This is a genomic window from Streptomyces sp. NPDC060205 (assembly GCF_042728395.1).
Classification (GTDB): Bacteria; Actinomycetota; Actinomycetes; order Streptomycetales; family Streptomycetaceae; genus Streptomyces.
In genome coordinates this window covers 1-12,072 of the sequence record NZ_JBHWZP010000288.1, presented here as the reverse complement: position 1 = coordinate 12,072, position 12,072 = coordinate 1, and the positions used below count along the sequence as shown (strand labels likewise).

Below are 12,072 nucleotides of genomic sequence, written 5' to 3'. Positions count from 1 at the left end.
GAGCCCGGGCGCGCCGGGTACGCGCTATTCGTGTGTTCCGGCCGGCTGCAGCTGGGAGTCCGGCGTGGGTGCGGTGTCGTGCCGCACCGTCTCGCGGGAGAAGTAGACCGCCACGAGCGTGATACAGCCGAGGACGATGAGATACACGGAGATGGGCCAGGAGGCGTCGGTGGCCGCCAGGAGCGCGGTCGCGATGAGCGGCGAGAGGCCGCCGGCGAACACCGAGGCGAACTCGTGGCCGAGGGCGATGGCGCTGTAGCGCGACGTCTTGCCGAACAGCTCGGTGAAGAAGCTCGGTTGGGTGCCGATCATGGCTCCGTGGCCGATGCCGATGGCGATGATGAAGGCGAGCCAGACGAGCACGGGGGCCCCGGTGTCCACGAGCCAGAAGAAGGGGAACGCGAAGACGATGAGGGTGGCCGCTCCGGCCATGTAGACCGGGCGGCGGCCGATGCGGTCGGAGAGGGCACCGAATCCCACCATCGAAGCGGCTTCCACGATGTTGGCGAAGATGATCCCGGTCAGCAGCAGGCCGTTGCTGACTCCGATGTGTTTTCCGTAGGCGAGGGAGAAGACCAGGAAGATGTACGAGGCGCCGTTCTCCGCCATACGGGCGCCGGCCGTGATCAGGATGGCGCGCGGATGGGTTCGCAGGGCGTGCAGGACCGGCATCCGTTGCTTGTCGCCCTCGTGCTGGACGCTCTGGAACTCCGGTGTCTCCTCGATCTTCAGGCGGATGAAGAGGCCGACCAGCGCGGGAACGGCTCCGAGGAGGAAGGGCACACGCCATCCCCAGGACAGGAACGCCTCGTCGGACAGGGTCTGGACGGCGGCGAAGACTCCGGCGGAGGTGATGAAGCCGAGGTTGATGCCGACCTGGCTCCAGGCCGAGTAGAAACCGCGTCGTCCCGCGGGGGCGTGCTCGGTGATCATGAGGACGCTTCCGCCCCACTCACCGCCGACGGCGATGCCCTGAAGGACGCGCAGCAGGGTGAGCAGGATCGGCGCCCACACGCCGATCTGCGCGTAGGTGGGCAGGGTGCCGATGAGGAAGGTGGTGAAGCCCATGATCAGCAGGGTGATGACGAGCATGGGTTTGCGGCCCAGCCGGTCTCCGAAGTGCCCGAAGATGATTCCGCCGATGGGGCGGGCCGCGAAACCGACGGCGAAGGTGCCGAAGGAGGCCAGGGTCCCGGCGAGGGGGCTGGCGTCCGGGAAGAAGAGGGTGCCGAGCACCAGGGCGGAGGCGGTCCCGTAGAGGAAGAAGTCGTACCACTCCAGTGCGGTTCCGGTCAGGCTGGCGATGGCGATCTTGCGGATCGACTGCGGTCCGGCTGCCGGTTTGTGCGGGGCTGTGGGGCTCATCTCGTCACCTCTGGATGAGGACGGTGGTCACCGGGACGTGGAGGGTCGCGCGGTCGTCCCGGTGGCCGGGAAAAGGGGGGATGTGCCGGGGCGGGGTCCGCCCGAGGGAAGGTGCTGTGGCCGCAGTTGACGGTCAGGACCTGTCCGGTGACGGTCACCGCCTCCCGGAGGCGGTGACCGCGGTCTTGGAGGCGGAGGTCGCCTGCCGCCTAGGGATGGCCCCGACGGGGGGAACCGTCGCCGCCGCGTGCTGCCGGGCGGACCGTGGCGGGCCGGTCGCGCAGTACGACGCCGGCCGCCTCGCGGTCCCAGTCGGCGCGGTCGGCTCCCCACTCCCTCAGCACGGTCTTGCGGACCTTGCCGTTCTCGGTCAGCGGCAGTTCCGGGCACAGTGCCACGAAGCGGGGAATCGCGTAGTAGGCCAGCCGGGGCTCGCAGAAGGACACCAGCTCGGCGAAGTCGATCTTCTGTCCCTCGACGGGGACCACGGCTGCCATCACCTCGTCCTCGCCGAGTTCGGAGTCCACCGCGTACACCGCGACGTCACGGACACCGGGGTGCTGTGCGAGGACGCTTTCGACCTCGACGGAGGAGATGTTCTCGCCGCGACGGCGGATCACGTCCTTGATGCGGTCGACGAACCTGATCCACCCGTCCGCTTCGATCACCATCCGGTCACCGGTGTGGAACCACAGGTCCTGCCAGGCGGTGACGGTGGCGTCGTGCATGCGGTGGTAGCCGGAGGCGAAGGCGAAGGGCTGCTCGCTGCGCAGCAGCAGTTCGCCCGGTGTGCCGGGGGGAACGTCGAGCCCGTTCTCGTCGACGATCCGGGCGGAGAACCCCTCCTGAAGGCGTCCGACGAATCCGGGCCGCTGTTCGGTCCGGCTCGCGGAGATCACCGCGTTGGTCTCCGTCGAGCCGTAGCCGTCGATGAGGACGACACCGAACCGCTCCTCGAACTCCCGCAGCAGCCCGGCGGGGGTGGCCGGCGCCAGTGCCGCGGTCACCCGGTGCGCCCGGTCGTGCTCTCCGGGCGGCCGGCCCGCCAGGATGCTGATCATGGCGCCGAGCAGGTAGGTGCAGGTCGCCCCGCTGGCCGTCACGTCCGACCAGAAGCGGGAGGCCGAGAAGCGCGGGCCGATGACGTACTGGGCACCGCTGACCAGCGCCTGGCTGAAGGCGTTGAGTGCGTTCGTGTGGAACAGCGGCAGGCAGGTGTGCAGCACGTCGGCCGAGGTGATGCCGAGTTGGGTCGTGACGTTGTGGCCCCACCAGTAGAACTGGGCGTGGGGGCAGACGACTCCCTTGGAGACCCCGGTGGTGCCCGAGGTGTAGAGGATCACCGCGGGATGGCCGGGGCCGACCGCCACCGGCTCCACGGCCCTGCCGTCGTCCGGGATCAAGTCGACGGGAACCGGCAGGACCGAGACGATCTCGTGCTCGTCCAGCAGCCAGATCTGGCGCAGCTCGCCGGTGCTGGGCAACGCCTCCACCTGTGCGAGGAAGGGGTGTTCCAGAACCAGCAGCTCGGCCTGCGAGTTGGTCAGGATGTGATGCAGTTGCTCACCCCGCGCGGCGGTGTTGATGGGCACCGCGACGGCACCGATCCACGCGCAGCCGAGGATCAGGTCCAGCAGTTCGACCCGGTTGGACGCCATCAGCGCCACCCGGTCTCCCCGCTCCACCCCGTGCCGGCGCAGCAGGCCTCCCGCGACGGCGACCCGTTCGAGCATCTGGGCGGCGGTCCTCCACGTGTCCCCGCAGCGCAGCAGGATGCTGTCCGGGGTGCTGTCCGCGCGCCATCGCAGCAGTCCGGAGACGCTCGTACGCGCGAGGTCGGGCATCGTGGTGACGTCGCTCATGACTGCTCCTCCCGGGGCCGGCCGCTCGGCGGTACGAAGGCGACGGGACGGTCGGAAAGGTCGGGGCGGTCGGTGAGTTCCACGACGTCACCGACCGCGACCGTGCCGTGCAGCCTGGCCACGAGCAGCGGTTCGGGGTCGCAGGCCACCGACGCGATGACGACGTCGCCGAGGTGGGTCAGCTGCTCGACCACCCCGCGCTCGACGCTTCTGGGCGCCAGCTCGGCGCCCCCGCAGCGGGGACACAGCAGCCGGGCGGGGAACCATTGGCCGCCGCACGTCCGGCAGTTCTGCACGATCACACTCATTCGGCTGCCTCCAGGAGCCCGGCGGTGGCACACGCGCCGTAGCGATAGAGCACCATCCCGTATCCGCTGAACAGGCCGAGCCGGGCATCGACCTGGCGCTGCCCGGCCTGGCCGCGCAACTGCCGGACGACCTCCACGAGTCCGTGCATGCCTCCCGCGGAACCCGGCTGTCCGGCCGAGAGCTGTCCGCCGGAGGTGTTGACGGCGAGCTTGCGGGTGGCGAGACGGTCGGCGATGAAGGCCGGCATCTCACCGCCGGCGACCAGTCCGAGGTCCTTGAGCTGGGCCAGCGCCATGGCCGGGTAGTCGTCGTACACGCTGACCACGTCGACGTCGGCGGGCCCGTGTCCTGCGGTCTCCCACAGTTCGGGTGCGCAGTCGGCCAAGCCGGTGACCAGGCCGTCGCCGGTCTGGTCGTCGCTGTTGTAGCGGGCCGAGACGGTCAGCACCCTGGCGCGTCGGGTGCCCGCGGCGCGTTCGTCGGCCGCGACGACCACGGCGTCGGCGCCCGTGACCGGCGGTACGCAGTCGTACCGGCCGAGGGGTTCGGCGACCATGGGCGCGTTCAGGTAGTCGTCGAGCGTCAGCGGCGTGCGGTACACGGCCCCGGGGTTGAGGGCCGCCCATGCGCGCTGAGCCACCGCGAGGCGCCCGTAATCCGTACGGGTGAGTCCCTCGGCCTTCATCTGACGCTGGGTCAGCAGGGCGAAGAGGGCGTTCGGTCCGAGCATGTCCAGCGGAACCAACTGCTCGGCGGTCGCCCGGTTGTACTCGGCCACCATCTTGAGGTGCACCTGCTGGTCCATCAGGTCGCCGGCGACGAGCACCACGACCGAGGCGTCGCCGGCTTCCACGGCCCGCACGGCGTGCTGCAGCATCGTGCCGGCGCTCGCCCCGCCGTTGGTGTCCTGCGTCAGCCAGCGCAGCCGCAGTCCCAGCCGCCAGGCGAGGTCGATGGCGTGGTCCGGGCCGAGGGTGAAGCTGCAGACACCGAAGCCGTCGACCTCGGAGGTCGGTAGGTTCGCGTCGCCGAGTGCGCGGCGTACGGCGTCGGCGAGCACCCCTTCGGTGGTCGTGCCGGATGCCGGGTGCCGGGTGTAGGGCGACTCACCGGCGCCGATGACGGAGACGCCGCTTGTGGTCCTTCTCATCAGAGCTCGCTCTCCCATGTCGTGACGTGGTCGGGGGGATTCGCGGCGGGGTGCCTCAGTGTCCGAAGGCTTCCTGCAGCCACCAGGACCCCCCGTCCGAGGTGATCTTGGCGTCCAGCACCAGGGGACGGACGGGGCCGGCCGACAGCCACTCCTTCACGGCGTACGTGTCCTCGGGCCGTCGGACGGTCAGCGCGTCGCAGCCGTGTCCGCGGGCGAGGGCCGCGATGTCCGTGTCGGGGAAGGTCACCGTGTCGAGGCCGCTCGTACCGGCCCCGAAGTGATGCACCTCGGCGCCGTACATGGCGTCGTTATAGACGACGATCACCATGGGCAGGCCAAGGCGTACGACGGTCTCCAGCTCCGACAGGCCCATCAGGAAGCCGCCGTCACCGCAGCCGGCCACGGGCAGCCGGTCGGGCTGCGCCAGGGCGGCGCCGATCGCGGTCGCCAGGCCCAGGCCCACGGACTGGAACGCCTGGGTGAAGCAGAACCCGTACTCGTCCGGCACGTCGAGGTACATGCTCGGGTAGCCGAGGAAGTTGCCCGAGTCCACGGAGACGATCCGCTCGGTGGGCAGGAGGTCGTTGAGCGCGACGGTCAGAGCGCGCGGGTCGACCCGCCCGTCCCCCGACGCGTCCTCGAATGCGACCTGGTTCCAGCGCAGGCCGGACCGGATCCGCTCCGCCACCTCCGGGGTGCGGTAACCCGTGCGCCCGCCGGGCGAGTTCGCCCGCAGCCACGCGGCCGTGGCCCGGGCCGTTCCCGCGACACCGCCCCACAGCCCGAGGTCCACGTCACGGTGTACGCCGATGGCCCCCGGTTCGATGTCGACCTGGACGACGGTCGCGTCCGGCGCGATGAGCCTGCCGTGCCGCATGGTCCACATGTTCAGGGCGCAGCCGAATCCCACCACCAGGTCGGCCCCGGAGACGAGGTCGGCTGTCAGCGGCGAGGAGAAGCCGCCGGAGACGTCGATGTTCCAGGCGTCGCCGTTGAACATCCCGCGGGAGACGGCGGAGGTGGCCAGCAGTGCGCCCGCCTCGGCGGCCAGTTCACGGACGGCGTCCCTGGAGCCCGGGGAGCGACCACCGCGTCCGACGACGAAGACCGGCCGCTCGGCGCGTTCCAGTAGTTGGGCGAAGGTGGCTATCTCGCTGTCGTCGGGGCGCGGTTCGACGACCTTGCGGTACTGCCGGGCCGGGGCCTGCGCGTCCAGGAGCGCGTCCTGGACGTCGATCGGAACGTTGAGGACGACCGTGCGCCGCTGGTGGCTGCAGATCGCGAAGGCCCGTGCCACATCGTCGAGGGCGGTTGCGGCAGACCGCACGCGCAGGGCGACCGCCCCGATGCCGACCGCTATCGCCGCCTGGTTGAGCGCGAAGTTCGAGGTGGGATCGGCGGCTTCGGCGGTCAGCACCAGCAGCGGCGTCCTGCTCTTCGCGGCCTCGGTGATGCCGGTGAGGGCGTTCGTGTACCCGCAGCCCTGGTGCAGGGAGAGCACGGCGACCTCGTCGGACATACGGGCGTACGCGTCCGCCATGGTGGCCGCACCGCCCTCGTGGCGGGCGGCGACGAACCGTGCGCCGCCGCGCACCATCGCGTCGGTGAAGTGGAAGTTGCCACTGCCGACCACACCGAAGACGGCACGGACTCCGAGATCGGTGAGCTGCCTGCCGATGGCCTCATGGACGTACTCGGTCACTGGACTCCTCCGCTGTCGACGAGCGCCAGAACCCGCGCCGGGCTGCCGGACCCTCCGGCGATGCGGAGGGGGGCGACGATCAGGACGGCGCCGGTGGTGGGCAGCCGGTCGAGGTTCTGCAACTGGGTGACTCCGTATTTGCCCGCGCCCAACAGGTAGTGGTGCGCCGGGAACTGCGGGGTGAAGGTGAACGCCTGCCCGGCGTCGGTGCCGACCGTCTCCACTCCGAGTCCGACGATCGGTGCCTCGTCGGCCAGCCAGCGGGCGCATTCGGCCGTGATACCGGGCGTGTGGGGCCCGCTGTCGTCGGCGTTGAGGAACAGGTGCTGGTCGTGCGAGCGCGCGGCCCAGCCGGTGCGGTAGAGCAGCCAACCGCCCTCCGGGAGCGGGCCGTTGTGGTGCTGCCACTCCTGGAGATGCTCGACGGTCAGCAGGAAGTCCGGGTCGGCCGCGCACTCGGCGGTCTTGTCGATGACGGCGGCGGGAGCCACCAGGTGCCGGACCGGTACGTGAGCGACGTCCCCCTTGTCGGCGCCGGTGACCCAGTGGCACGGCGCGTCGAAGTGGGTGCCCACGTGCTCACCGGTGTGGATGCCGTTCTGGTAGGACGTGCGCCCCCGCTCGTCGTAGCGGGCGAGCTCCTCCAGTTCGAAGTGCGGGATCGGTGCCATATCCGGCGGAAGGTCGAGCACGGGCGTCGACGGCGACAGGAGGGCGGTCAGGTCGACCATCTCGACGCCGCCGGACGCCAGGGCGGACGTCAGGCCGCCCAGCGGGCCCTGTGCGGAGAGTGTCCAAGACATGGCCTCATCATTTGGCAGAGATTCGGCCTTGACCAATGCTTCTCCGGTCGGCGCTATTCATGTTTGGCTATACCGAAGCCCAACACCATGTTACAGAGAGAAGTCCGGACATGAACGTTGACCACTTTCTGGACGGTCGGCTGAAACTGCGCCACCTCGTTCTGGTCACCGTCGTGGCCGATGAGGGCACCCTGGTCGGTGCCGCCAAGGCGATGCACGTGACCCAGCCCGTCGTGACCCGGAGCCTGCAGGAGATCGAGACGATCATCGGGGTCAAACTCTTCGCGAGGGGGCCGCGCGGCGTCCGCCCGACCCAGTACGGCGACATCCTCATCGAGCACTCCCGCGCGGTCGTCGGAAACGTGCGCGCCGCGGCCGAACGCATCCACGCGCTCCAGCGCCTCGGCATGGAGCCCGTACGGGTCGGCACCAATCTCGCCGGTGCCTACTCCCTGCTGCCGCAGACCCTGGTCCGGCTCAAGAAGGCCCACCCGCACCTCACCGTCTCGGTCGTCGAGGCGATGCCCGAGGAACTGGGCCTGCAACTCTCCCGGGGCGAGGTGGACGTCCTGGTCGGCCGGCTCCAGCCGTCGAGCGTGCGCGCCGCGCTGCGCCATGTTCGGCTCTACGACGAACCGGTTCGCCTCGTCGTCCGGCGCGGGCACCCCTGCCTCGGGACATCCGCCGGCGGCATCGAGGACCTCATGGACCTGCCGTGGATCCTGCCGGGCCGCAACACCCAGCTGCGCCAGGAGATCGACGAACTCTTCGACCGCCGGGGCCTGCCGCTGCCCGCGAACATCATCGAGTGCTCGACGATCCTCACGCTGAGGACGGTTCTGCTGGAGACGGACGCCGTCGCACCGCTGCCCATGCTGATCGGCGCACGGGATCCGCTGCTCGACATGCTGCCCCTGGCCCTGGACACCGTGCCCCGCGAGATCGGGATCACCACGCTCGCGGACCGGCCGCCGTCCGCGAGTACGCGTCTCCTGATCAAGGGAATCGTGGAAGTCGCCCGGGACACCGACCCCGTACTGTCCGAGCCGTAGTGACGGCGCTCGGCCTCACCCGAGAGCTGTTCATGGTCCCGTACAGTCGGAGCGTTGCGATGCCCCGGAAGGAAGACCCCCTTGAGCAACGACGCGCCGAGCGGCGTCCTGAGCAAAGCCCTCGCCGTGCTGCAGGCATTCGCCGTCGAGGACACCACCCTGGGCTTCACCGAACTGCGGCGCCGTACGGGGTTCGCGAAGAGCACCCTGCACCGGGTGCTCGGCGACCTCGTGGCGGCCCGGCTCCTGGACCGCGTCCAGGAGCGTTACCGCCTGTCGGGACTCGTCTTCGAGCTGGGGATGCGCGCGTCGGTCGAGCGCGGGCTGCTCGAAGTGGCCACTCCTTTTCTTGAGGACCTGTACGAGCGCACGCACGAACTCGTCCACCTGGGCACCCGGGAGGGAACGGAGGTCGTCTACGTCGCGAAGATGGGCGGCCACCAGCAGGCCCACTCCCCGTCGCGGCTCGGCGGGCGCATGCCGCTGCACGCGACGGCCCTCGGGAAGGTGCTGCTGAGCCATGCCCCGGCCGACGTGCGGGAGAGCGCGCTGCGCGGGCCCCTGGAGCGCAAGGCGCCCCGGACGATCACCAACGTCGACGTGCTGACGCGCCAGCTGTCCGACGTCGTGTCCAAGGGGGTGGCCTTCGAGTACGAGGAGTCGGCGGTCGGCATCGTGTGCGTGGCCGCCGGGATCTTCGGGCCGTCGGACGAGATCGTGGCGGCGGTCAGTGTGACGGGCCCGGTGCACCGTTTCCAGCCCGTCCGGCATGCCACCAGTGTGCGGGCCGCCGCGGCGGGGATCTCCGCGACGCTCGGCCGCCGCGCGGAGCTGCGCGAGCACTGACCGGCTGGTGCACAGCCCCTGACCGGCTGGTGCACGACCACTGGCTGACTGCCGCGCGACCACTGGACCGGCTGCCGCGCCGCCACCGATCGGCGGTCGGGTTCCGCGTGGCGGAACTCATCGCTGGGCGGGGGACGGCCCGCGTGTTCAAGCTGTGGGCATGAACGAGTTCTCTCCCGGCGACGGCGCCGTGGCGCAGGCGGCCGATCGTCTGCTGCGCGCCGCCGCCGACCGTGTTCCCTGTCCCCCGGTGCGTGACCTCATCGGCAGCGACGACGTGAAGGCGGCCTATGCCGTCCAGGAGCTGCTGACCGCGCACCGTCTCGAAGCGGGTGGCCGCGTCACGGGCCGCAAGATCGGCCTCACCTCCGCCGCCGTCCAGCGCCAACTGGGCGTGGACCAGCCGGACTTCGGCGTGCTGTTCGCGGACATGAGCGTCGCGGACGGGGCGTCCGTACCGGTCGGCGCGCTGCTCCAGCCGAAGGTCGAGGCGGAGATCGCGTTCGTCCTGGGCGCCGACCTCTCCGAGGGACCGCTCGACGCCGCGCAGATCCGGGCCGCCGTGGCGCACGCCGTCCCCGCTCTGGAGATCGTGGACAGCCGGATCGCCGGCTGGGACATCACCTTCGGCGACACCGTCGCGGACAACGGATCCTCCGCGCTCTACGTCCTCGGCACCCCGGCCAAGCCGCTCACCGAGTTCGAGCCGGTGGAGGCCGCCATGACCCTCGACCGGGGCGGGGAGACCGTCTCCACGGGCAACGGCGCGGCCTGTCTGGGCGATCCGCTGGCCGCCCTCGCCTGGCTCGCCCGCACCGCGCTCGACGTCGGCGATCCGCTGCGCGCGGGGCAGGTCGTGCTGTCCGGCGCGCTCGGCCCGATGGTGCCCGCCGCGGCCGGAGACGTGTTCAGCGCCGAGATCACCGGACTCGGGTCCGTCTCCGTCCGCTTCCACGCCTCCGGCGACGAAGGAGCCTCCGCATGAAGACCAAGGTCGCCGTCATCGGCTCGGGCAACATCGGCACCGACCTGATGATCAAGGTGCTGCGCCTGTCGGACACCCTGGAGATGGGCGCGATGGTCGGCATCGACCCCGCCTCCGACGGACTCGCCCGCGCCAAGAGGCTCGGGGTCCCCGTGACCGCCGAGGGCGTCCAGGGCCTGATCGCCATGGACGGCTTCGAGGACATCAAGATCGTCTTCGACGCGACGTCCGCGAAGGCGCACATCGCCAACGCCCACGTGCTCGCCCCGTACGGCAAGCAGCTCATCGACCTCACGCCCGCCGCCATCGGCCCGATGGTGATCCCCGCGGTGAACCTCGCCGACCACGTGGCCGCGGACAACGTGAACATGGTGACGTGCGGCGGCCAGGCCACCATTCCGATCGTCGCCGCGATCTCCTCGGTGGCGCCGGTCCCGTACGCGGAGATCGTCGCCTCGATCGCCTCGAAGAGCGCCGGTCCCGGCACCCGCGCCAACATCGACGAGTTCACCGAGACGACCAGCCACGCCATCGAGACGGTCGGCGGCGCCGAGCGCGGCAAGGCGGTCATCATCCTCAACCCGGCCGAGCCGCCGCTGATCATGCGCGACACCGTGCTCGCGCTCGTGGACGCGCCCGACGAGGCGGCCCACGACGCGATCCGCACGGCCGTCGCGCAGCGGGTCGAGGAGGTGTCGGCGTACGTGCCGGGCTACCGCCTCAAGCAGCAGGTGCAGATCACCCCCGTCCCCGCGGACCAGCCGGTGCACACCCTCACCCGGGCCGCGGCCACCCACCAGGTGTCCGTGTTCCTGGAGGTCGAGGGCGCCGCCCACTACCTCCCCGCCTACGCCGGGAACCTCGACATCATGACCAGCGCGGCCCTGCGGATGGCCGAGGCCATGGCCGCCCGCGCCACCGAACTCCAGGGAGCCGGCGCATGAGCACCGACAAGCTGTTCATCCAGGACGTCACCCTGCGGGACGGCATGCACGCCATCCGGCACCGTATCGAGCCGGAGCAGGTGGGCCGGATCGTGGCCGCGCTCGACGCGGCAGGCGTCGACGGCATCGAGGTGTCCCACGGCGACGGCCTCGCCGGCGGCTCGCTCAACTACGGTCCCGGCAGCCACACCGACTGGGAGTGGATCGAGGCGGCGGCCGACCACATCGAGAACGCCCGCCTCACCACCCTCCTGCTGCCCGGCATCGGCACCATCGAGGAGCTCAAGCAGGCGTACGCGCTCGGGGTGCGCTCGGTGCGGGTCGCCACGCACTGCACCGAGGCCGACGTATCGGCCCAGCACATCGCCACCGCACGCGAGTTGGGCATGGACGTGTCCGGCTTCCTGATGATGAGCCACATGGCCGACGCGAGGACGCTGGCCCAGCAGGCCAAGCTCATGGAGTCGTACGGCGCCCACTGCGTCTACGTCACCGACTCCGGAGGCCGGCTGATGATGGACGGCGTGCGCGAGCGGATGCGCGCCTACCGTGACGTGCTGGACCCCGCCACCGAGATCGGCATCCACGCCCACGAGAACCTCTCCCTCTCGGTCGCCAACTCGATGATCGCGGTCGAGGAGGGTGTGACCCGCGTGGACGCCTCCCTCGCCGGTCAGGGCGCGGGCGCGGGCAACTGCCCCATCGAGCCGTTCATCGCGGTCGCCGACCTCAACGGCTGGAAGCACGGCTGCGATCTCTTCGCGCTCCAGGACGCGGCCGAAGACCTCGTACGCCCGCTCCAGGACCGTCCGGTCCGTGTCGACCGCGAGACGCTCACGCTCGGCTACGCCGGGGTCTACGGCTCTTTCCTCCGGCACGCGGAGGCGGCTGCCGAGCGCTACGGCGTCGACGTCCGCACGATCCTCGTCGAGGTCGGCAAGCGCGGGCTCGTCGGCGGCCAGGAGGACATGATCGTCGACGTGGCGCTGGGGCTCGTACAGGCGAGCTGACATTCAGCACGCCGAGCAGGGCCGGGAGGACAGTGACTCCC

11 protein-coding genes are annotated in these 12,072 nt (G+C 70.6%); 5 read left to right on the top strand and 6 right to left on the bottom strand.

Annotation, left to right across the window (positions count from 1 at the left end):
- Positions 1-24 precede the first annotated feature (24 nt).
- The 6 genes from ACFWGJ_RS34605 to ACFWGJ_RS34580 all read right to left on the bottom strand — a co-directional run bounded on the left by ACFWGJ_RS34605 (position 25) and on the right by ACFWGJ_RS34580 (position 7,194).
- Positions 25-1,365 carry an MFS transporter gene (locus ACFWGJ_RS34605; RefSeq protein WP_387332516.1) on the bottom strand — a complete coding sequence of 447 codons (1,341 nt, stop codon included), beginning with the start codon at positions 1,363-1,365 and terminating at the stop codon, positions 25-27.
- A 209-nt stretch (positions 1,366-1,574) separates the two neighbouring features.
- Complete coding sequence (locus ACFWGJ_RS34600) at positions 1,575-3,227, bottom strand: ATP-dependent acyl-CoA ligase (RefSeq protein WP_387332514.1); 1,653 nt, start codon at positions 3,225-3,227, stop codon at positions 1,575-1,577.
- A complete protein-coding gene (locus ACFWGJ_RS34595; RefSeq protein ID WP_387332512.1) occupies positions 3,224-3,535 on the bottom strand; it encodes a zinc ribbon domain-containing protein in 312 nt (103 codons plus the stop codon). The genes ACFWGJ_RS34600 and ACFWGJ_RS34595 overlap by 4 nt, the downstream gene beginning before the upstream one ends.
- Complete coding sequence (locus tag ACFWGJ_RS34590; RefSeq protein WP_387332510.1) at positions 3,532-4,686, bottom strand: thiolase family protein; 1,155 nt, start codon at positions 4,684-4,686, stop codon at positions 3,532-3,534. Before ACFWGJ_RS34590 ends, ACFWGJ_RS34595 begins: the two co-directional genes overlap by 4 nt.
- 55 nt (positions 4,687-4,741) lie before the next feature.
- The gene (locus ACFWGJ_RS34585; RefSeq protein WP_387332508.1) at positions 4,742-6,391 is read right to left on the bottom strand and encodes a thiamine pyrophosphate-binding protein; all 1,650 of its coding nucleotides are present in this window, start codon (positions 6,389-6,391) and stop codon (positions 4,742-4,744) included.
- A complete protein-coding gene (locus ACFWGJ_RS34580; protein WP_387332507.1) occupies positions 6,388-7,194 on the bottom strand; it encodes a cyclase family protein in 807 nt (268 codons plus the stop codon). Before ACFWGJ_RS34580 ends, ACFWGJ_RS34585 begins: the two co-directional genes overlap by 4 nt.
- Positions 7,195-7,304: 110 nt before the next feature.
- Here ACFWGJ_RS34580 and ACFWGJ_RS34575 point away from each other — a divergent pair, with 110 nt between their 5' ends.
- The 5 genes from ACFWGJ_RS34575 (at position 7,305) to dmpG (ending at position 12,031) form a co-directional block, all read left to right on the top strand.
- Positions 7,305-8,246 carry a LysR family transcriptional regulator gene (locus ACFWGJ_RS34575; protein ID WP_387332505.1) on the top strand — a complete coding sequence of 314 codons (942 nt, stop codon included), beginning with the start codon at positions 7,305-7,307 and terminating at the stop codon, positions 8,244-8,246.
- An 81-nt stretch (positions 8,247-8,327) separates the two neighbouring features.
- On the top strand, positions 8,328-9,092 hold the full coding sequence (locus ACFWGJ_RS34570) for an IclR family transcriptional regulator (protein WP_387332503.1): 765 nt from the start codon (positions 8,328-8,330) through the stop codon (positions 9,090-9,092).
- A gap of 160 nt (positions 9,093-9,252) precedes the next feature.
- Positions 9,253-10,077 (top strand): 2-keto-4-pentenoate hydratase, encoded by an 825-nt coding sequence (locus tag ACFWGJ_RS34565; protein WP_387332501.1) that lies wholly within the window; start codon positions 9,253-9,255, stop codon positions 10,075-10,077.
- Positions 10,074-11,021, top strand: a complete 948-nt coding sequence (locus ACFWGJ_RS34560; RefSeq protein ID WP_387332499.1) for an acetaldehyde dehydrogenase (acetylating) — start codon at positions 10,074-10,076, stop codon at positions 11,019-11,021. The genes ACFWGJ_RS34565 and ACFWGJ_RS34560 overlap by 4 nt, the downstream gene beginning before the upstream one ends.
- On the top strand, positions 11,018-12,031 hold the full coding sequence (gene dmpG, locus ACFWGJ_RS34555) for a 4-hydroxy-2-oxovalerate aldolase (RefSeq protein WP_387332497.1): 1,014 nt from the start codon (positions 11,018-11,020) through the stop codon (positions 12,029-12,031). Before ACFWGJ_RS34560 ends, dmpG begins: the two co-directional genes overlap by 4 nt.
- Positions 12,032-12,072 lie beyond the last annotated feature (41 nt).